This is a genomic window from Peribacillus butanolivorans (assembly GCF_001273755.1).
Classification (GTDB): domain Bacteria; phylum Bacillota; class Bacilli; order Bacillales; family DSM-1321; genus Peribacillus; species Peribacillus butanolivorans.
Map to the genome: position 1 here is coordinate 460027 of NZ_LGYA01000001.1, position 21536 is coordinate 481562.

Here is a 21536-nt window from a genome sequence, read left to right on the forward strand (position 1 = left end):
GCAAAAAAATGGGGGTAACCAGCTTGATTCGTAATGTGAGTAAATTGTTAAGAAAGACGAAAGAAAAAAAACCTCATATACAAAATAATTACCAGGATTCTAAACCGGAGGACCCTCTTAATGGAGAGTTTAGTCAAAATGTAGAAACGCTTCGTTTGATTTATGATAATTGTTCAGATGTCATGTTCCGTTCGTTCTTACTTTTCGGTAAAACGAGAGCCATGCTTATTTACATTGAGGGTCTTTCAGACATCGAGGGGATAGAAGAATATGTGCTTTCTCCACTCATGCAGGAATCAGCAAATGTGCCACAACCATTAAATGACTTTCTAGTACTTAAAATGCCCGTTTCAAAAGTGAAAAGAGTGAAAATGATAGCGGATTGCATTGAATCTATCTCCATTGGAAACCCGCTTCTTCTATATGAAGGGGAGAGTGATGGATTTTCTTTAGGATTGTCTAAATGGGAAAAGCGAGCGATTGAAGAACCTGTTGCTGAGGGAGGAATAAGGGGATCGCGAGAGGGATTTAATGAATCTCTAGAGGTAAATACATCTCAATTGAGACGTATTATTAAAAGTCCTGCTCTTAAAATGCAATCGATGAAAATTGGGAAGTATACTCAGACGACTGTTGCGATTGCATATATTGATGGACTTGTGGATAAAACACTGATTGAAGAGATTACGATTCGGCTGGAACGAATTGAGATGGACGGTATTTTAGAAAGTGGATATATCGAGGAAATGATTGAGGACAATCCGTATTCACCTTTCCCTCAGATCTTGTCAACAGAACGGCCTGATGTAGCCAGTTCGTGCTTGCTGGAGGGACGGGCTGTCATTCTTGTAGAAGGAACCCCTTTTACTTTAATTGCTCCAGTATCTTTCTTTTCTTTGATTCAATCACAAGAGGATTATTATCAACGTTTTATGATAGGAACTCTCATCCGTTGGTTACGTTATATTTTTATGGTGTTATCTCTATTGCTTCCTTCCTTTTATATTGCTATTTTGACGTTCCATCATGAAGCGGTCCCTACTGCACTGCTGCTAAGCATGGCTGCATCTCGGGAGGCAGTCCCTTTCCCTGCTATTATTGAGGCATTGATCATGGAAATTACGTTTGAAGCACTAAGAGAGGCAGGGGTTCGATTGCCAAAGCAGATAGGCTCTGCTGTCAGCATTGTTGGAGCGCTGGTGATTGGTCAAGCTTCCGTACAAGCAGGGTTGGTTTCAGCACCAATGGTGATTGTGGTTGCGATTACGGGGATTTCTTCTTTTATGATGCCTCGTTATATTGCTGGAATTGCGATAAGGATGCTGCGTTTTCCAATAATGCTGCTTGCTGGTACCTTAGGACTGCTTGGCATAATAATGGGAGTTATTGCTATAGTCATTCATTTGTGCAACTTGCGCTCCTTCGGTGTTCCCTATTTAGCACCACTTGCACCTTTAAAAGGTAAAGAACTGAAAGATGTACTATGGAGATCTCCTATGTGGATGATGGATACACGCCCGAGCTTTACAGGGAAATCTAACGTATACCGTCAGTCTCCAGAACAGGGGCCAAAACCCAAAAGGGGAAGTGAAACGGAGTGAATACTGGTTGGAGGCAATCAAAGATATTGGAGAAGGTAAAGAGGCGTCACTTCAGGAAAAGCGTCCTGCTTTTTCTGGGCATTTGTGGAACAATCCCTTTAGTAAGTGGGTGTTGGGATCGAGTGGAAATCAATGATTTGGCGATTGTCACAGCAGCAGCCATCGAAAAAAAGGAAGATAATCAAATCGAGCTATCCATCCAAGTATTTATCCCTAAGTCATTAAGCAGCGGAGGCGGTCAAGGCGGGCCAGGTGGAGGAGGTGGAGTACCTACAACATTGGTGAGATCCGAAAAAGGATCCAATATTTCAGATGCATTGTCTAAGCTTCAAAGCAAGATTCCACGCAAAATTTTTTGGGGACAATGTAAAGTATTTGTATTCGGCGAAAAGGTAGCAAAGGAAGGAATAAAAGAGCATCTGGATTTCTTGCTGCGCCATCCGCAGCCAAGGGAGAGAGCATATGTGTATGTCAGCAAAGGAAAAGCTAAGCCTATCCTTGAATCATTGCCGCCTCTAGAAACCTATTCAGGGGAGGTGATGAGGGAACTAACTGATTTACATATAGGGATGCGGGTCACATTACAGAATTTAGATGAAATGTTAACGGGTAAATCTCACGCTGCTGCACTTCCGTTAATTGACATTTTACCGCCTGGGAAAGGTGAAAAGAAATTACAGGGGATTCCTTACATTGTCGGAGCAGCCGTGTTAAATAAAGATAAAATGACTGGCACGATGACGGAAAAAGAAACAAGAGGGATATTGTGGTTAAGAGATGAAATAGAATCCTACACAGTGACCCTAAAACCCAAAGGTGAGAAAGGGGAGATATCTTTAAATCCTGTGTCGGCACAAGTCAAGCTGGTTCCACAAATTCAAAATAAGAAATGGAAATTGCTAGTGAAGGTTAATACAGAAGGATCTGTTATTCAGAATGGAACGAATATGATTCTTTCAAGTCCAAAAGCACTAAAGGATGCAGAAAGATCTTATCAAAAAGAGATAGAAAAGCGTATCGAGATGGCTTTTCTGCGTACTCAGAATAAGAAAGCTGACATTATAGGGTTAGGTAGAGACTTCTATCGGAAATATCCTAAGCAGTTTAATAAAATCGAAAACCACTGGAATGAGATATTTGAGGAGATTGAAGTGGAAATTGATGTTGTGGCCCATATTCGCAGACAGGGCTATATAGACAAACCGGCGGGGCTGCCTGAGAAAGAGGTGAAGGACAAGTGAGATGGGGGACATTTTTGGGTACAACCGTAATTGTAGCTCTAATCATTTTGTATGAGTGGCCGAAAATGAAACAAAATCCTAAAAAAGACAAAATGGCTTTTTTTTCATTGCTCCTCATGGGTTTGGTTCTGTCCATGTTCAATATTCAACAAATGTCAGGACCCACTGCATGGATTGTAACTTTTTTTAAGCCGTTTGGAGAGTTTATGGAAAAGTAAAGGCACATGATTGAGGCGGATATCGTTTACCTCATGCAGAGGAAAGGAGGAGGATGATGGAGAAAGGTAAAATTTCATCCCTGCAGATGGCGATCATGTTGTATCCTACGATTGTGGCTACAGCTATACTCGGGGCTCCAAGCATCACAGCAAAATATGCTCTAAATGATTTATGGCTGTCCCCCATTTTAGCTGCCCTCATCGGGTACGCGACGGTGTATATCGCTTATAAACTGCACAAACTTTATCCGAAACAAACGGTTATCCAATTCAGTGAACAAATTATTGGTCGGATTCCGGGGAAAATTCTCGGTTTTTTATACTTGTTTTTTTATATCCCTATCACGGGGGAAATCCTAAGAGGTTACGGAGATTTTATTGCCGACTCTTTTATGGTCAATACCCCGATTATCGTGATCATGGCATCGATGGTAATCCTTTGTGCACTTATCGTACGCGGAGGCATAGAGGTGTTGGGGAGAGCTGCCGAATTGTTTTTACCTGTTTTTATCTTTCCAATCTGTATCTTAATCATCCTACTGAGTGCAGATCTTGATTTTAAGAATATATTCCCGATATTGGGGGATGGGATTATGCCTCCACTAAAGGGTGCTATTATACCGGGTGGATGGTTCAGTGAGTTTTTTCTGATTATTTTTCTCCTCCCTTTTTTAGCGGATATGAAAAAAGGAATGAAATACGGGATGGTGACTGTTTTTGCCGTGATGATGACGTTAGTTGTGGTAAACCTAATCGTTCTTTTTGTACTTGGGTCAACTACATCCTCTAAGGTTTATCCTCTGATGAACGTATCTCGATACGTCAGCTTTGGCGAATTTTTTGAACATTTGGAGTCCGCCGTTATGGCCATTTGGGTAGTAGGAGCGTTTGTCAAAATTTCTGTGTTTTATTATGCGGCTGCTTTAAGTACCGCCCAGTGGCTGAATCTTTCCGACTATCGGCCTGTTGTATGGCCGATAGGGATTTTAATTGTAGAATTCAGCTTTTGGTCGTTTCCTAGCTCTATGGAAGTTAGTCGTTATGATATCATCGCCTTCCCTTTTCATGGAATTTTGATGCAAACGATTATTCCTCTGCTTTTGTTGGTGATTGCTTTTGTAAGGAAGCGAAATAAGGGAACGAACACCCGCTGAATTAGATTTTTTTTGATATTGGAGGGGCTCGTTATATGGGTGGGGGCACTTATAAAACCGTTTAGAGAGTTTATGCAAAGTGAATCGATCTTTGGGCTGCGTGATTTCGATTGTCCATACTATCACAGAAAGGAGAAAGATGATGGAGAAAGGCAAAATTTCATCACTACAAATGGCAGTCATGATGTATCCTACTATCGTGGCTACCGCTATTCTTGGGATTCCAAGCGTCACAGCGAAATTTGCCAAAACGGATTTTTGGCTTTCCCCTATTTTGGCGTCCCTCATGGGGTATGTGACGGTGTATATCGCTTATAAACTGCACAAACTTTATCCGGAACAAACAGTTATCCAATTCAGTGAACATATCATTGGCCGATTAGCAGGGAAAATCATCGGTTTTATATTCTTGTTTTTTTATATCCAGATCACGGGAATCATTATCAAAGAGTATGCAGAATTTGTAGTGGACTCCTTTCTAATTAATACACCAATAATCGTGATCATGGGAACAATGACAGTCCTCTGTGCCTTCGTCGTACAAGGTGGTTTAGAAGGAATAGGGAGGGCTGCCCAATTATTTGTCCCTCTTTTTATATTTCCACTGCTTATCGCAATCATTTTGGTGTTCCCCGATTTTGAATTTAAGAATATATTCCCTATATTAGGGGATGGGATTATGCCTCCAATCAAGGGTTCAATTGTTCCGGGTGGATGGTTCACGGAGTTTTTTCTTATGACTTTTTTCCTTCCTTTTTTAGCGGATAAGAAAAAAGGAATGAAGTACGGAATGTTGACGGTCTTTGCTGTGATGATCACGTTAGTTGTGGTAAATCTTGTCGTTCTTTTTGTACTCGGAACAACGACACAAACTAAGGTTTATCCTCTGATGAACGTAGCTCGTTACATCAGTTTTGGCGAATTTTTTGAACATATGGAGTCCATCGTCATGGCCATTTGGGTAGTAGGGGCTTTTGTGAAAATTTCTGTGTTTTATTATGCAACTGTTTTAGGTACCGCACAGTGGTTAAATCTTTCGGATTATCGGCTCGTTATATGGCCGTTAGGAATCTTAATGATAGTTTTCGGCTTTTGGTCAATGCCTAACTCAATGGACTTGGAGCGTTTTAACCTCGAAACTTTTCCTATTTATGCAGTATTAATACAAACCATTATTCCGCTGTCTTTATTGGTGATAGCTGCTATACGTAAAAGAAAAAGCAAACGAAATAGTAAGGGAATCAATTCAGGCTAATATTTCAGATTGCTGTCGTTTTATTTTTTAATTTTTTTAGGCATTGAAAGGGAATGGTGATTCTTCCTAGAAATAACAGGATAGCAGGTCGCAAAATATCGTTCTCAATAACAATAAAGTGTTTGCCAGCGGTACAGCCGGGTTCTTCCGTTATACCAGGGAAAATCAAATCCATGCATATTCCTGATACACACACGAAATTTATTTATGAGGGGCAAAACAAAGGAGTTAATTTTGTAGGTAGAGCAATGTTGAAACTAGGTAGCGATAAAAGTAACAATAAAGTAGTACAGGAATTTATGCAAAAGGTTGAACAAGAAGCGCTAAAAGCTTAGCGTATGGAGCGAAATTATTACTCTATGTTAATACAACGAATGAGCTTTTTCATACATTCGATGTTAACAGTAAAACGGATACTGTAGTCTATCTCCTCTAAGAACTGAACGACTGGCCCCTGATAATGTTACCTGTTGAAATCTCTTCAAGCGTAAGTAATCAATAGTGATTTTCCTAAGCCTCCTTTATTTAGAGAAAGCTTGTCTTACTTTCTCCTTCTCCAAAGTCTAATCCAATGATGGAGCCGATTTTTCATCCCTCCTGGATCAGATCTAGATTAACCTAGACCCCTCATTTTTAGTGCCTATATGCTTATGCTTCGACTATCAAAATACGTCTAGAGTTAAAACTCACTTGGGCAAGAAGGGATGATATAATTTGGATATATGTGATTATTTTACAAAATGATAGAATGTATCTACCAAATATTATTATATTTTTGGGGGAGGGGAAACAATGAGACATAATTTAGTAGAACATAAAGAGCATTTTCAGCGAGACGAATTAGAAGTTGCGCGCTGGATGAAAACGGATTTTGCTTTTTTGCGTAATACCACTAAGTTAAGAGATGCAGCGGAGCTTCTTATAAAGAATCAATTGAATGAGGTACCGATTGTTGATGAACATCAACATTTTCTTGGTGTATTATCTTTATCTATGATTATGCAATCCTTGTTAAAAGACACTTCCCTAGCCGAGTCAATCGAAATACATTATGACCGGAGGATTAAACCGCTTTCCTTTCAAGAAATATTATCAGACATTTCGCCACTGACAAAAGCTAGTGTTCCTGTTGTTAATAATCAAAATATTTTGATAGGTGTGTTGACTCAGCATGAAATTTTAGAAGTTCTTGCCCAAACCTATCACAAAATGAACTTGCTAGAAACTAAGGTAGAATGGTTCAATGTTTGTTTTGATAATATTTATGAAGGCATTATTGTAGTTGATAAAAATGGTTTCGTCAAAATGATTAATAAAGCATATAGTAGTTATCTTGGGGTGGAACAAGGTGCAGCTATTGGTCAACATGTAGTAAGTGTAATAGAAGGAACCCGCTTACATATTGTTCTTCAAACCGGTATTCCAGAACGGAATCAAGTTCAATTTTTGCAAGGACAGGAAGTGGTTGCTCATCGTATTCCTATTTGGAGGAATAATGAAATAATCGGTGGGATAGGGATACTCGTTTTTCAAGGGGTATCTGAATTATATAGGATATTTGATAGAATCCAGGACTTACAAGTCACAAAAAATCCTTCACTTTCTAACATTAATATTGAACAACAGCCTCCAAAAGAGGATCCAATAACCTTTGCTCAAGTCATTGGTGAGAGTGAAAGCTTTGCACATGCAAAAAACATTGCTCGTCGTGCAGCAAAGTCACCTGCATCCATATTGATAACGGGTGAAAGTGGAGTAGGAAAAGAGATATTTACCCAGGCAATCCACTCCCTTAGTAATTACAGCGGAGGTCCTTTCATCAGTGTTAACTGTGCTTCTATACCTGAACAATTATTAGAATCGGAGCTATTTGGTTACGAAGAAGGGGCCTTTACTGGTTCAAAGAAAAAAGGGAAACCAGGGAAGTTTCTTTTAGCCCATAAAGGGACCCTTTTTCTCGATGAGATTGGTGATATGCCTTTACATATGCAATCAAAGATATTACGTGTCCTGCAAGAACGAGAAGTAGAACCAGTTGGTGGATCAAAGCCTATTTCTGTCGATTTCCGACTTATTGCTGCGACCAACCGTCCAATCGAGGATATGATAAAAGAAAATAAATTCCGAGAAGATCTTTATTATCGTTTGAATGTCATTCCCATCTGTATTCCACCTCTAAGGGAAAGGAAAAATGATATTCCACTTCTTATTGGTCATTTTATTAAATTAATTTGTAAAAAATATAAGATACCATCTAAAGAGATTAGTAGAGAAACGGTAGCAGCTATGATGGAGTATGAATGGCCAGGAAATATCAGGGAGCTGGTGAATGTAATAGAAAGGCTAGTTACATTGGTAGAAGGCCATGATATTTATTTTGATGATTTTCAGCGCTATTTTTTAGAACAAAAAAAGCAGATTCCAGAATTCACAACAATGGAAAAAACGAAACTTGAAAGTTTTAACTCATTTGAAAGCCTTAAAAATGCAGGATTAAATAAGGAAAAAGAATTATTACTTCTAATTATTAAAGAAGAAAAGGGAAATAAAACACGTGCAGCAAAAAAATTAGGGATTTCAAGAGCTACTTTATACAATAAATTGAAGGAATATAACATAGAATTGTCTACTTGATTAGACACCTGAACAAAATATTTTACAACTGTATAATTAGTTATACAGTTTTTTAGTTTGAAAATAAAATAATTGTGTGTTTTCACATAAATCAAATGTGGCACAGTTATTGCATTGTTTATAGGTAAGAGTCGAATCAAAAAAACTAAATAATGGTGGAGGTGCTAAATGGTCATTAGCTTTATAGGATTTTTTGCCGCCTTAATTTTATTAATTATTTTTACTATGCGAGGAGTTAATATCATCATTGCTGCATTAGTATCTTCAGCAATCCTAGCATTAACAAGCGGGTTGCCTTTGGAGAAAGCGCTTACAGTGAATTACATGGATGGGTTCACCGGATATTTTGCTTCATGGTTTCTAGTATATTTACTTGGAGCTGTGTTTGGAAAGGTGATGGAAGAAACGAAAGCTGCAGAAGCAATTGCAGAATGGATAAAAATCAAAGTAGGTGCTAACCGAGCTGTGTTTGCTGTTGTTACAGCTTGTGCTTTGATGACCTATGGTGGAGTAAGTATTGCGATCTCGCATTTTCGGTATATCCAATTGCAGTCTCTTTATTTAAAGCAGCAAATCTGCCTCATCGATTTATTCCAGGTGCTATTGTATTTGGATCTATCTCATTCTCAATGACTTCACCAGGATCACCAGAAGTTCAGAATCTGATACCTATGGAATTCTTTAATACTCAGCCAACAGCAGGTGGTTTGATTGGTGTTATCATTGCTGTATTTATCATGATTCTAGGTGGTTTTTGGCTTAAGAGCATGGTCTCTAAAGCAGTGAAAGATGGAGAGTTTTTCAATTTGCCGAATTCGGAAACGAGTGGGGCAGCATTAGCAGAAACAGCAGCTACGGTAGAAATGAAAAAGGATGAAAAATTACCGAATATTCTGATTGCTATTTTACCCTTGGTTGTAGTAGTCATTGTTTTGAATATCGTGTCAAAGTTTCTTTCTCCAACTGGTGCAGCGTTAGCGGCTTTATTTTTAGGGGTTATCGTTGGGCTTGTACTGTTGAATAAATATACCCGGAAATATGGCATGATTTTTGGTAAAGGAAGTGAAAACGCTATCATTGCAACTGCGAATATCTGTGGAGTTGTTGGTTTCGGTGCAGTTGCAAAAGAGTCACAAGCATTTACATATATAGTAGATTCGCTTGTTGGTATGCCTGGAATGGCTTATGCAGGATTAGCGGCTGCTGTGACGATTATTGCTGGTGTTACAGGCTCAGCATCAGGTGGACTGGGAATCGCACTTCCAATATTAGCTCCTCTTTATAATGCACAAGGCTTAGATCCAGGGGCAATGCACCGTATTTCGTCACTTGCTTCTGGTGGACTTGATTCGCTTCCCCATAATGGTTATGTGGTCACAACCATTAGAGTAGTAAGTAATGAGACACATAAACGGGCATATAAGCCAATTTTTATTCTGAGTGTTGTTGTTCCAATGATCGCATTGGTTTTAGCGGTCTTGTTATATACAATTTTTTATTAACATGAAAACAATTAATAAATATGGAGGGAACTATATGAAGGAATTTCAAACAATAGCTTTTATTGGTTTAGGAAATATGGGACTGCCCATGGCTACTAATCTTGTGAAAGCTGGATATACCGTTTACGGTGTGGATACAAATTCTGAAGCAGAAAAGAAGTTTTCACAAGATGGTGGAAAAATAGGTGTCCCTACTGAGCTTTTGGCTAAGCAAGTAGACATTGTCATGACAAGTCTTCCTACTCCACAAATTGTTGAGAAAGTCTACTTAGGAGATGGTGGAATCGTTGAAAACGCAGATTCTGCTCTAACTATTATTGATTTTAGTACCATTTCTCCTCAATTAAATGAAAAGATATATGCCATTACCAAGGAAAAAGGGATCGACTATCTTGGAGCACCAGTAAGTGGAAGCGTTTCAGGGGCAGTAAATGGCACCCTAACGATCATGGTGGGTGGAGACAAAAAGGTTTATGAACAAGCTCTGCCATTACTGAGAGTATTGGGTGACAATCCATTTCATTTAGGTGAAAGTGTGGGTGTGGGGACCGTTATTAAACTATTAAATAACTTAATGATTGGTTTTTATACACAAGCTGTCGCAGAGGCTGTTGCCCTTGGAGAACAAATGGGTGTGAAAGCAGATACGATTTATGATGTTTTAAGTGTTAGTTTCGGTCAAAGCAGAATATATTAAAGAAACTATAAAGGGCATATTGCACAAAACGACTTTAATCCAGGTTTTTCAACAAATCTCTTATTAAAAGATTTAAAGCTGGCAAAACAAATGGCAGACGAAAACCAGACTCCATTGCCAATTGGGGATAAGTTAATTGATTTATATTCCGAGGCTGTGGAAAAAGGATATGGCGAGCAGGATATGGCATCTGTATATCTAATGGTCAAGGAATTAATAGCAAGTAAAAATGATGGTTTAGTATCTAATAAAAATTAGGAGGAATAAAAATGACTACAATTAAAAATGATACAAAGAAATTAACACATTTTATTGGCGGAGAAATGAAAGCGGGCAAAAGTGAACGCTTTGGTAATGTGTATAGTCCTTCAACGGGTGAAGTAATTAATTTGTGTCCATATGCTTCTGTAGGAGATGTGAATGAGACAGTTGATGTGGCACACGCGGCATTTACAGCATGGAAAAATACCTCTGTCGGAAAAAGAGTGGAGGTCATCCACCGTTTCAGAAGTCTTTTAGTAGAAGAAACAGAAAGACTTGCCAATATAATAGGTTTGGAAAATGGGAAAACGATCGATGATGCAAAAGGGGAAATTAGTAGAGGGATTGAATCTGTTGATTTCGCTATTAACGCTCCGCATATGTTAAAAGGTGAATATTCGGTCAATGTTGGGGGAAATATCAATGCTTTCTCCATGAAACAACCTTTAGGTGTGGTTGCAGCGATCTCTCCATTTAATTTCCCGGCAATGGTGCCGCTTGCGATGACGACAATGGCAGTTGCATGTGGTAATGCAGTGATTTTGAAACCATCTGAACGTGTTCCGAATGCGGCTTTATTCATCTCAGAATTATGGAAAAAAGCTGGTTTGCCAGATGGGATTTGGAGCGTTATTAATGGTGATAAAGAGGCAGTTGATGCCATACTTAAAAATCAAAAAGTACATGCTATCTCTTTTGTAGGTTCCACGAGGGTAGCTGAATATATTTATCACGAGGGATGCCGAAATAATAAACGAGTCGCTGCTTTTGGTGGCGGAAAGAATCATATGATCATTATGCCTGACGCTGATTTAGATCAAGCGGTTAATGCCTTCCTAGGTGCTGCGTATGGATCGGCTTCCCAACGTTGTATGGCAATTTCAGCAGCAATGCCAATTGGCGAAAAAACAGCTGAAGCATTCGTGGCAAAATTAAAAACTCGTGTTGAAGAATTAAAAGTGGGAGCATATAACGACGAGAATGCAGACTTCGGAGCCGTTATTACTCAAGAATCGAAAAATACAATCATCAAGTATATAGATGAAAGTCTTGAAGAAGGCGCAGAATTATGTGTGGATGGTCGAAATCCAGAAATTTGCGAAACAAACAAAGGTTTTTATTTAGGAGCAACATTGTTGGATCATGTTACTCCTGAAATGAAAATTTATCGTGATGAAGTGTTTGGCCCAGCTCGTATTGTAGTACGTGTTAATAACTTAGATGAAGCTATTGCATTAGTTAATAATCACGAATTTGGGAATGGTGTCACGATCTTTACAGAAAGCGGTGCTGCTGCTAGAAAATTTTCTGAACAAATTGAAGTAGGGATGGTAGGAGTAAACGTACCTATTCCAATCCCAGTAGGATATCACAACTTTGGTGGATGGAAACGTTCAAAATTTGGAGAAGGCCACATGTTTGGCCCAGACACCGTCCGCTTTTTCACAAAAACCAAAACCGTTTCAGAAAGATGGCCTGAATCTAAAGAAATCGAAAATAAAACGGATTTTTCTTTTCCTAGTAATTAATTAAAGTAATGCCCCGTTCGAAAAAGCACCCTTTTTCGAACGGGGATTTTTTATATGAAATATTTACTAAAGAAACTAGCAAAAAAAGCATCTGTTTAAGCAGATGCTTTTTGATTTAGAAGTTTCGGGATTTAATGATTTACAACTGAATTAAGTCGGAAAATGTTGCGACCACTAATTTGAAAGTATGGGCTATTCCAATAATATTCAGAAGGAAGGGATAAAGTGAATAATGAATACCTTGATAGAACTGTGTTCGGTTTATTAAAAGATGAATGGCTTACTGATAAATAATTAAAATTCTGCTTAGTTATTAATATTTTTAGTTTTACAAGGGAAAAACATTTTTAAATGAGGCAGGAAAATGTCTTTTTATTGTTGTGTCTCCATTCGGTTTAAACAAAATTCTAAATCATTCTGCAGGTGTTCTTTCATTAACCGCTCCGCTTCGTCTCCGTTATGAAGAAGGATGGCCTTGTAAATATCATGATGTTCCTCAATCAAAAACGGCCGTTTATGATAGACAACTGTTTTCCGGAACAAATAAATAATGGACTGCATTCGGTCAATTATATCGATCATCATAGGATTGTTAGTTGCGCCTACAATAATATCATGAAATTCATTATTCGCTGACATTACTTCTTCCGTATTACCTGTGCTGCCAATATCCACGCACTCTTTGAGCTTTACAAGCGCTTCTTCCGTCATGAAACTAGCACAATGGCGTGCTGCAAATCCTTCCAGTAATATTCGTACCTGAAAAATATGACGAAGATCCATATCGCTTGGGTTCACAACGCGTTTTTGTTTAATAAGCCCTTCCTGTTCGAGTTTACGAATGGATTCACGCACTGGCGTCCGGCTAATACCAATTTCTTCTGCTAGCCTTTCCTCGACCAGCTTCGTTCCACGTTCTAATTCTCCGTTCAATATCCGATCTCTTATATATTCATAAGCCTGTACATAGGCATGAACGTTATCTTTTTTTACCAATACAATCGTCTCCCGAATCATGATTTGTTCTTACCTTAAAGTATAAGTTTAAGTAGGGTTATTTAAAAGTATAATTTTTTTGTATACATTTTTTTAAAAAATGTATACAAAATTATAAAAAATGTGTACAATCGATTATAAGGTTTTGAAAACGCTTTATAAATCAAGTTTTGGGACTGAGCATTGGGAAAAGGTCCTCTCATATAAAAGTAGCTGCACTTAAGCAGTTTTGTCTAAAAAACACATTAAAAGTGTTATTAGAAGAAGGGGGAATTAGAATTGATTAAAAAAATTGGATTTATTGGATTGGGTATCATGGGAAAACCAATGTCATTTAATTTACTTAAAGCAGGTTACGAATTAACTGTTTACGATATTAATACGCAAACTGTGGAGGCGCTTGTAGAAGCAGGGGCAAAAGCAGGAACACCAACTGAAATGGGTGAGACATGTGATGTCATTATTACGATGCTGCCTGCTTCTCATCATGTGAAACAAGTCGTGCTTGGTGAAAATGGTATTTTGGAAACGGCTACAGAAGGAACGGTAATCATTGATATGAGCTCTATTTCACCGGTCGTATCGGTTGAAATTGCAAATGAAGCAGCTAAACAAGGTGTTGAAATGATGGATGCTCCGGTAAGCGGCGGTGAACCGAAAGCGGTCGACGGGACGCTGGCGATTATGGTTGGTGGAAAAGAAAGCGTATTCGAATCTGTTAAAGATGTCCTCCACTCTATAGGGACGGATGTTACATTAGTTGGCAAGAATGGCAGCGGTGTCACAGCAAAATTGGCGAATCAAATTATCGTTAACCTAAACATCGCGGCTATGTCTGAAGCACTTGTTCTTGCAGCAAAAGCGGGAATTGATGTGGAAAAAATGTACCATGCAATTCGCGGCGGTCTTGCTGGAAGCGCTGTACTCGATGCAAAGGTACCTCTTATTCTTGACAGGAACTTCGTAGCCGGAGGACGAATTGATATTAATTTAAAAGACATCACAAACGTAATGGAAACAGCTCATGAAATCGGAGTTCCACTTCCACTATCAAGCCAGCTTCTGGAAATTTTTCATGCGCTTAAAGTAGACGGCAAAGCGGGCGATGACCATGGCGGTATCGTGCAGTATTATGAAAAACTGGCAAACGTGGAAGTAAGGAGGGTGTAAATTGACAGTGACTTATTCAAACAATTTAAACGTAAAGAATACATTTGCCAATCTGCCGACAGTTCCGGATGAAATGGTTGTAAATGAACTACTCGCAAAGGAACTGCAAGATTTCAATAAAAAAATCATCGTTCTTGATGATGATCCAACGGGAGTTCAAACCGTTCACGGTATTTCCATTTATACAGATTGGTCGGCTGAAAGTATCGAAGCGGGATTCGCTGAAGAGAATTCAATGTTTTTCATTTTGACAAATTCGAGAGGCTTTACAGCTGCTGAAACTGAACAAGCGCATAAGGAAATCGCAAATGTCATCCAGCACACAGCTAAAAAGCAAAACAAAGAATTCATCATTATCAGTCGTGGGGACTCAACGCTGCGTGGTCATTATCCTCTTGAAACAGAGGTGTTGAAAGAGACGGTCGAAGCACAATCAGATATGCAGTTTGATGGAGAAGTCATCATGCCCTTTTTTAAAGAAGGCGGTCGCTTTACGATTAATAACATTCATTACGTGCAGGATGAACATGCATTAGTGCCGGCTGGTGAAACTGAATTTGCGAAAGACAGGACATTTGGTTACAAATCGTCGCATCTCGGTGAATGGGCAGAAGAAAAGTCAAACGGAGCATTTAAAGCGGAAGATGCTGTGTATCTGTCGCTAGAAAGCATTCGGGATCTTGATATTGATGGATTAGTTAGTCAACTGATGGCAGTTAAAGATTTTAATAAGATCATTGTTAATGCGGTTGAATATGTTGATGCAAAAGTCGTGGTGATTGCATTAATCCGAGCCCTAAAAGCAGGCAAGCATTTCATGTTCCGGAGTGCAGCGGCTTTAACAAAAATCATCGGAGGCGTGAGTGACAAAGCACTTTTAACGAAAGAAGAACTTATGAAAGACCATTCTGATCATGGCGGTCTGATTATGATTGGCTCACATGTGAAAAAAACAACGGAGCAATTTGAAGCTCTTCAAACATGTAATTTCATTGAGTTCATCGAATTCGATGTCCACCTCGTGCTGTATCCGGATAAGTTTGAAGCGGAAATTCAACGGATTATAGAGACGAGCGAGCAACTTATTCGTAAAGGCCAAACGGTAGCAGTATATACGAAGCGGGAGCGTCTTGATCTTGGTGAAAACAAAAAAGAAGAAGAATTGAAGCTGTCAGTGAAGATTTCCGATGCTGTGACAAGCATCGTCAAGCGTCTTGAAGTACGTCCAAGTTTTATTATTGCCAAAGGCGGCATTACCTCAAGTGATATAGGGACGAATGGCCTTAGCGTTAAGCGAGCAACGGTAGCTGGTCAAATAAAGCCTGGTATTCCGGTCTGGTTGACTGGGAGCGAAAGCAAATTTCCTGGGATAGCTTATGTGATTTTTCCCGGAAATGTTGGGTCAAGAACAACCTTAAAAGAAGTGGCAGAACTGCTGCATCAGTAAGTTGAGCGGCATTTGCCGCTTACAAGGGAGATTGTAAGCGAATACAAATAGAAAGGCGGCATAGGCATGCTTGTCAATACGAAAGAAATTCTTTCTGCAGCACAAAATGGGAAATATGGTGTTGCTGCGTTTAATGTATATAATCTCGAAACCGTACAGGCAGCGATTACTGTTGCAAAAAAAGAAAATCATCCGGTTATCATTGCTCTAGGAGAGCGATATTTTGATACGGTCGATGTGGAAGGCTTTGCAGCATTAGTAAAAACACTCGCAGGGAAATCTTCCGTTCCAGTTTCTCTTCACCTTGATCATGCGTATGAAAAGGAATCGATTATTCGGGCAATCAGGTGCGGTTTTACATCGGTCATGTATGATGGTTCAAAATATGAACTTGCGGAAAATATCCGCCTTACAAAAGAAATCACGGAGATTGCACATATGGCGGGTGTCAGTGTAGAAGCTGAAATTGGATCGGTTGCCCGCGGCGCTTTTTCAGATGAAGAAGAAGGAGACGGCACATTGACAGATCCAAAGTCTGCTAAAGAGTTTGTCGAGGAAACAGACGTCGATTTTCTGGCTGCCTCAATCGGAACAGTACACGGGATGTACACAGGAAAACCGAATATTGACCTAGATCTATTAGAGGAGATTCGCCAGCTAGTTGGTATCCCTCTCGTTCTTCATGGCGGATCTGGTACACCAGACGAGATTATCAAGCAGGCTGTTGCAAGAGGGATATGCAAAGTAAATGTAAATACAGAGGTATCGTTGGCGGCCACCTCGTATTTAAATCAGGCTTTTGAACAGGAACAGAAGGCGGCTCATCTATCGGCTATTATGGCGGGTATGCAAGAAGCGATGGAACCGGTCATGACGAAATTTGTCCGGTTACTTAAAAATTCAAACGTGATTTAGAAGAGAAGTGAAGTGAAAGAGTTGGCTGACGCTGGAGCAACAACAGCCAACTCTCACTTAAAAGAAAAGGGGGATAAAAAATGCCGATATTATCTATCTGTATAGGGGTTGCCCTATTGCTAGTATTTATGCTTGCTTTTAAATTAAACGCTTTCATATCCTTGCTTATTGTTTCCTTAGTAGTGGGGATCTTGGAAGGGATGACACCGAATGCTGCAATAGCATCCATCCAAAGTGGTTTGGGTGGAACGCTTGGTAATCTCACTATAATCATCGTCTTTGGTGCGATACTCGGTAAGTTGATGACCGATTCTGGTGGGGCCCAACGAATAGCGATGACACTCATCAAAGCATTTGGGAAAAAGAGAGTTCAACTAGCTGCTGTTCTTACAGCTTCTGTTGTTGGGATCGCCCTTTTCTTTGAAACAGGAGTCGTCGTTTTGATTCCATTAGTATTTACGATTGCTATTGCAGCAGGAGTACCTGTATTGTATATCGGCATGCCTGTTATAGCTGCTCTTATCACGATGCATGGATTTGTTCCTCCACATCCAGGACCAACAGCGGTAGCCAGTGTATTTGAGGCAAATTTGGGTAAGACCTTAATATACGGGATCATCATTGCGATCCCTGCCATTATTATTGGTGGGCCGTTATTTACGAAATTGTTTAAGAAAGAAGATTTGGAAGCGGATATTCCAAAAGAGCTATTTAACCCTAAAGAATTTAAAGAGGAAGAAATGCCAGGGTTTGTAACCAGTCTTCTTACATCCCTCATGCCGGTGATTCTGATAGCCATTAAAGTGTTTGTAGAAATCTTTATGCCTAAATCATCGATTATGCCAGTTGTTGATTTTATAGGTAATCCGGCTGTGGCTCTTTTAATCTCTGTTATTCTTGCCATTTTTACCTTTGGTCTTAATCGAGGTAAAAAAATGAATGAAATCATGAAATCCCTTACAGACTCGGTCAGCGGAATAGCTATGATTCTATTAATCATAGCTGGTGGCGGTGCGTTCAAACAAGTACTGATTGATAGTCATATTGATCAATATATCGCGGGTATCATGGCTGAATCAACGCTTTCTCCATTAATCCTTACTTGGCTAATAGCTGCTATCCTAAGGGTAGCAATTGGGTCTGCCACCGTAGCTGGTATGACTGCGGCTGGGATTGCAGCACCTCTTGTTGGGGCGACAGGTGTAAGTCCAGAACTTATGGTTTTAGCTGCTGGTGCAGGAAGTATAACTTTCTCTCATGTGAATGATGCAGGTTTTTGGATTTACAAGGAATACTTTAACCTTTCAATAGGTAAAACCATTAAAACCTGGTCCGTTATGGTCACCATTATTTCCCTAGTAGGACTGGCTGGTGTACTCATCATCAATATGTTCTTATAATAGAAAACCCCTATTCTTTCTATAAAGTTATAGAAAGGATAGGGGTTTTTTATGGTTCAACAAGAACTCTTTTATTTTCATCCATAATTTCGGCAAAGAATCCACAGGTTACTATATGAATCCTTTAAGTATTTACTTTTCGTTACGATATTAAGATGTCCAGCTAGTCTTTTTTCTTATCCCTTACTTTTAAGTTTTTTAAGAAATAAAATACCCCAATAGCCTATTAACACACCCACTGTATTTAAAATTACATCGTCAATATCTGTGCTACAAAAAATTGAAAAACTTCAGCTATACAAGTGACACTTAGACCTAACAAAAATATTTTTTTAAAAGAAACTCATCTTTCCCAGATTAACGGCACGAAAAAAAACATTGGTGAAAATAAAAGCATATTTGCAGAAATATTCAAAAGTGATATACTGCCCCAATCGTCTACGTTCGCATTTAATTCAAAAAAATATTGATAGAGAGTGTGAAAAGGTATTAAATTTATTTTTGGAATATCACTTGATAAATCAAAATAGAGTTCACCTGTATCACTAATAATCCCCATATCCCATCTAGGAATGACTGTTTGTGAGGCTAAAACAACAATATATAAGACGAAAATTGTTAAAACTACCTCATTTTAAACTTTTTATTTGTTTTTGTGTTTTTTAATAGTGCGACTATCATATATCCTATCATGTGCTTTATATACATAATTACTAAGCACATAGTTCCCCGCTTAACCTAAATCAATGAATATAGGTGGTTTACCACAATCTAACGGAATATGTGAAAATTTAGATGGAACTATTGTACACTATATATTGTATTTACAATATATAGAGAAAAAAGTAGCTCCAAAAAACAAGGGCTACTTAGTCATTATTTTTCCTAGCAGCTAAAATCACTAGGAGATGAAATAGCCACTAGAATATTTTCTGTTTATAAGTTACCATTTGAAATTTGTTTCTTGGTCATTTTCCCTAATTTTGTTTTATGAAAAGTAATTGAGATAGTTGTTCAAACATGTCGGTAATGAGTAATGGAGGTACTAATGAAATACGAGGTTATATTATTCGATGTTGATGATACATTATTAGACTTTAGTATATCGGAAAAAAGGGCACTACATAGAGCCTTCCTTGAGTTCGGTTTACCTACAGGAGTCAAGGATTATGAAGCCTGTTATCAAGAGATTAGTAGGGTTTTATGGCGAGAATTGGAACAGGGACTTACTAATCTATCAGAACTGGGAGTGGAAAGATTTAAGAGGTTGTTCCTCAAGCATGAGCTTGACATCGAGGCAGAGATGTTCAGCCGTGTGTATCTTAACTATTTGAGTAAGGAAATCCATCTTATACAGGGAGCTGTGGAAGTTTGCGAGAATCTAGCAGATTGTCGTCTAGCTATTATTACTAATGGATTCACCGATGTGCAGACATCAAGAATTGGCGGTTCTCCTCTTAGCAATACTTTTGAGCATATTATAATTTCTCAAGAGGCGGGATTCCAGAAACCTGCAAAGGGTATTTTCGATTATGCGTTCTCTAAGTTACAGATTACAGACAAAGCTAAAGTTTTAATTGTGGGCGATTCTTTGACCTCCGATATTCAAGGAGGAATAGATTATGGGATTGACACCTGCTGGTTCAATCCGCATCAAAAGGAAAATAATCTAGGAATTAAGCCAACATATGAAATCTGTAAGCTGATAGATCTTATGCAGGTTGTAGAAAGTAAAGTAGTGGAGAGATTTTAAGTGAACCTTTTAAAAAGAGTTGATTGGAAGAGTTTATTCTGACAGTAGAATGTTAGATTTTTGGGAGTATAACAGGAAAGATTGATTACCTGTTTTTCTAATTATAAGCAAGATAAGGAATGACTAAAACAAGTATGGGTGTGTTAGTTTTTTATAAAGGAACCCCTGTCCCGATTTATATATATAAGCCGATTTCCTTAAGTTTAAGAATCATCGGCTCCTATTTTTTTAGATAGGGTTGCGTAGCGTCAGGCTATTCTCTTGGCAAGGTATTAGATTGCTTCACTTCCATTTGAATGGTCTGGAAGGGTTCTTTTCCAAAGAAAGCTTGAGCTCTTTTAGCCATTTCATTTAACATCACGTCATTTTCAATTAATTCCCCCCTGATACGGTCTATCAATTGTAGGGCGTTAGGTCCTGTGATTTGCTTTGCTACACGCTCAAGGAGAACTTTAGTATCAACCGAGTATTTGTGTGCGAAGCTGTGACACATCACCATATTTTTCCGAAGTGTATAAGAATATTCACTTGTAAAAGCCCTTCGGATGCATCCGCGTGTCCCGGCGTAACCGTATGAAATCTCGGAAGCGGCCCGATAAAAAAGAACCATTCCATCCGCGTGACTGGATTCTGGGTGCAACCGAAGTTCACTTATCAACGAAATTAAATGTTGAACCACTATTTTAGCTGACTCCGTTGTTTTCCACCATTCCATCAAATGTTGGTGATCTTCCATACTTATTTCCATGGGTTGTGAATTAGGCAATATGCTCTTCTCTCCTTCCTATAGACGTGGGATTGCTTGAATATTCTGGATCCTTGCATGACTGATCTTCCATTCAGGTCCAAGAAAGGCTTTGCCGAGACGTATCGCTTCTTTGATTGATTCTGCGATTTGGCAGTTTAAATATCTACTTTGTTCAATTAAATAAAAAGTATCCGGCTTCGCACCTTTTACTGCTAGTTCAAAATTAGGGTTTAATTGTTTTTCGCTAATACGTAGTGTATCCAGTTCAAACACAAGCATATCCTTTGCAAGAGAAATGGATTCTCCTTGATGTATCCTCATGATTGTTCCACGTACTGCATCAAATCCGTAGCCAATATCAGCTACTGAAGCGTGGTAAGGATTAAGCCCCGGTGCAGTCCGGATGGATGGAATATCTCGAAAACCTGTGGTAATGGAACAAACAACTTCTTTAGCAGCTAGACCTTTTTCTAAGGTATTATCAATGGCTTCAAGATAAAAATCCCTTTGATTGGAATTCATCCCCGTAAAAGTAGATGTCATTCATTTGTTTCCCCCTTAGCATTATATGATTAGGATTTTAAATCCTAAATCTTGAAACTAATGATCTTGCTCTACTGTTAAGAAATATACTCCCTTGAATAAGATTATATTTCAATGTATTCAAAAATAATTAGTCGGAAGTTTTTGAGTCAACTGGACTAGATTTAAAACAAAATAGCAGACCATGCCCATTTTCGGCACTACCCAAAAAGAAAAAAGCCTGGCAGAAGTTCTGGATTGGTTACCCGCAGCTGCAAGGCTTTTCTTTTACTCAAAATAGGTATGTGAATGTAAATTTTTTATATCAATTTACATTCAGTATTCTTCTTTGCTACCTATTCATTCTTTATGTGTCATATCAGAATGATAACAAGTTCATGGTCACTCTTATTCTAATCCGAATTACCACACACGCAAGCTAGGAGACAGGGAGTAGTTGCTTGAAAAAGACTGAATTAATAAGCTTGTAACA

Annotated in this window: 17 protein-coding genes and 2 pseudogenes; 16 read left to right on the forward strand and 3 right to left on the reverse strand. The window is 38.8% G+C overall.

Annotated features, from left to right (window positions below):
- Positions 1-8 precede the first annotated feature (8 nt).
- The 11 genes and pseudogenes from AKG34_RS02310 to AKG34_RS02350 all read left to right on the forward strand — a co-directional run bounded on the left by AKG34_RS02310 (position 9) and on the right by AKG34_RS02350 (position 12092).
- On the forward strand, positions 9-1601 hold the full coding sequence (locus AKG34_RS02310) for a spore germination protein (RefSeq protein ID WP_053344599.1): 1593 nt from the start codon (positions 9-11) through the stop codon (positions 1599-1601).
- 7 nt (positions 1602-1608) lie between these two features.
- Complete coding sequence (locus tag AKG34_RS29205) at positions 1609-1737, forward strand: hypothetical protein (RefSeq protein ID WP_269083716.1); 129 nt, start codon at positions 1609-1611, stop codon at positions 1735-1737.
- Positions 1724-2842, forward strand: a complete 1119-nt coding sequence (locus AKG34_RS02315; RefSeq protein ID WP_236694854.1) for a Ger(x)C family spore germination protein — start codon at positions 1724-1726, stop codon at positions 2840-2842. The genes AKG34_RS29205 and AKG34_RS02315 overlap by 14 nt, the downstream gene beginning before the upstream one ends.
- A gap of 14 nt (positions 2843-2856) precedes the next feature.
- Positions 2857-3060, forward strand: coding sequence for a hypothetical protein (locus AKG34_RS02320; protein WP_236694855.1), 204 nt, complete (start codon positions 2857-2859; stop codon positions 3058-3060).
- A gap of 56 nt (positions 3061-3116) precedes the next feature.
- The gene (locus AKG34_RS02325) at positions 3117-4214 is read left to right on the forward strand and encodes a GerAB/ArcD/ProY family transporter (RefSeq protein ID WP_053344601.1); all 1098 of its coding nucleotides are present in this window, start codon (positions 3117-3119) and stop codon (positions 4212-4214) included.
- Positions 4215-4356: 142 nt separating this feature from the next.
- Positions 4357-5469: a GerAB/ArcD/ProY family transporter gene (locus tag AKG34_RS02330; RefSeq protein WP_053344602.1), complete on the forward strand. Its 1113-nt coding sequence runs from the start codon at positions 4357-4359 to the stop codon at positions 5467-5469.
- Between the two features lie 173 nt (positions 5470-5642).
- Positions 5643-5804: a hypothetical protein gene (locus AKG34_RS27360; RefSeq protein ID WP_236694856.1), complete on the forward strand. Its 162-nt coding sequence runs from the start codon at positions 5643-5645 to the stop codon at positions 5802-5804.
- Between the two features lie 457 nt (positions 5805-6261).
- Positions 6262-8103, forward strand: a complete 1842-nt coding sequence (locus tag AKG34_RS02335) for a sigma-54-dependent Fis family transcriptional regulator (RefSeq protein WP_053344603.1) — start codon at positions 6262-6264, stop codon at positions 8101-8103.
- 168 nt (positions 8104-8271) lie between these two features.
- A pseudogene (locus tag AKG34_RS02340) lies at positions 8272-9605 on the forward strand (GntP family permease).
- Positions 9606-9639: 34 nt separating this feature from the next.
- Positions 9640-10560: pseudogene (locus tag AKG34_RS02345) on the forward strand (NAD(P)-dependent oxidoreductase).
- An 11-nt stretch (positions 10561-10571) separates the two neighbouring features.
- A complete protein-coding gene (locus AKG34_RS02350) occupies positions 10572-12092 on the forward strand; it encodes a CoA-acylating methylmalonate-semialdehyde dehydrogenase (protein WP_053344604.1) in 1521 nt (506 codons plus the stop codon).
- Between the two features lie 372 nt (positions 12093-12464).
- Here AKG34_RS02350 and AKG34_RS02355 read toward each other — a convergent pair whose 3' ends face one another.
- On the reverse strand, positions 12465-13088 hold the full coding sequence (locus AKG34_RS02355) for a GntR family transcriptional regulator (protein WP_236694857.1): 624 nt from the start codon (positions 13086-13088) through the stop codon (positions 12465-12467).
- 279 nt (positions 13089-13367) lie between these two features.
- Here AKG34_RS02355 and garR point away from each other — a divergent pair, with 279 nt between their 5' ends.
- The 5 genes from garR to AKG34_RS02385 all read left to right on the forward strand — a co-directional run bounded on the left by garR (position 13368) and on the right by AKG34_RS02385 (position 19773).
- Positions 13368-14258, forward strand: a complete 891-nt coding sequence (gene garR, locus AKG34_RS02360; protein WP_053344606.1) for a 2-hydroxy-3-oxopropionate reductase — start codon at positions 13368-13370, stop codon at positions 14256-14258.
- 73 nt (positions 14259-14331) lie between these two features.
- Complete coding sequence (locus tag AKG34_RS02365; protein WP_083450875.1) at positions 14332-15705, forward strand: four-carbon acid sugar kinase family protein; 1374 nt, start codon at positions 14332-14334, stop codon at positions 15703-15705.
- A gap of 66 nt (positions 15706-15771) precedes the next feature.
- Positions 15772-16620 carry a class II fructose-bisphosphate aldolase gene (locus tag AKG34_RS02370; protein WP_053344607.1) on the forward strand — a complete coding sequence of 283 codons (849 nt, stop codon included), beginning with the start codon at positions 15772-15774 and terminating at the stop codon, positions 16618-16620.
- A gap of 80 nt (positions 16621-16700) precedes the next feature.
- Positions 16701-18020, forward strand: a complete 1320-nt coding sequence (locus AKG34_RS02375) for a gluconate:H+ symporter (RefSeq protein WP_053344608.1) — start codon at positions 16701-16703, stop codon at positions 18018-18020.
- Between the two features lie 1048 nt (positions 18021-19068).
- On the forward strand, positions 19069-19773 hold the full coding sequence (locus AKG34_RS02385) for a YjjG family noncanonical pyrimidine nucleotidase (protein WP_053344610.1): 705 nt from the start codon (positions 19069-19071) through the stop codon (positions 19771-19773).
- Positions 19774-20026: 253 nt separating this feature from the next.
- Here AKG34_RS02385 and AKG34_RS02390 read toward each other — a convergent pair whose 3' ends face one another.
- Positions 20027-20539 carry a hypothetical protein gene (locus AKG34_RS02390; RefSeq protein ID WP_236694858.1) on the reverse strand — a complete coding sequence of 171 codons (513 nt, stop codon included), beginning with the start codon at positions 20537-20539 and terminating at the stop codon, positions 20027-20029.
- 18 nt (positions 20540-20557) lie between these two features.
- Positions 20558-21064 carry a hypothetical protein gene (locus AKG34_RS02395; protein ID WP_053344611.1) on the reverse strand — a complete coding sequence of 169 codons (507 nt, stop codon included), beginning with the start codon at positions 21062-21064 and terminating at the stop codon, positions 20558-20560.
- Positions 21065-21536 lie beyond the last annotated feature (472 nt).

Coding starts and splice junctions, on each gene's coding strand:
- AKG34_RS02310 (WP_053344599.1), top strand. CDS start 9: ATGGGGGTAACCAGCTTGATTCGTAATGTGAGTAAATTGTTAAGAAAG.
- AKG34_RS02325 (WP_053344601.1), top strand. CDS start 3,117: ATGGAGAAAGGTAAAATTTCATCCCTGCAGATGGCGATCATGTTGTAT.
- AKG34_RS02330 (WP_053344602.1), top strand. CDS start 4,357: ATGGAGAAAGGCAAAATTTCATCACTACAAATGGCAGTCATGATGTAT.
- AKG34_RS27360 (WP_236694856.1), top strand. CDS start 5,643: ATGCATATTCCTGATACACACACGAAATTTATTTATGAGGGGCAAAAC.
- AKG34_RS02335 (WP_053344603.1), top strand. CDS start 6,262: ATGAGACATAATTTAGTAGAACATAAAGAGCATTTTCAGCGAGACGAA.
- AKG34_RS02350 (WP_053344604.1), top strand. CDS start 10,572: ATGACTACAATTAAAAATGATACAAAGAAATTAACACATTTTATTGGC.
- AKG34_RS02365 (WP_083450875.1), top strand. CDS start 14,332: ATGGTTGTAAATGAACTACTCGCAAAGGAACTGCAAGATTTCAATAAA.
- AKG34_RS02370 (WP_053344607.1), top strand. CDS start 15,772: ATGCTTGTCAATACGAAAGAAATTCTTTCTGCAGCACAAAATGGGAAA.
- AKG34_RS02375 (WP_053344608.1), top strand. CDS start 16,701: ATGCCGATATTATCTATCTGTATAGGGGTTGCCCTATTGCTAGTATTT.
- AKG34_RS02385 (WP_053344610.1), top strand. CDS start 19,069: ATGAAATACGAGGTTATATTATTCGATGTTGATGATACATTATTAGAC.
- AKG34_RS02395 (WP_053344611.1), bottom strand. CDS start 21,064: ATGACATCTACTTTTACGGGGATGAATTCCAATCAAAGGGATTTTTAT.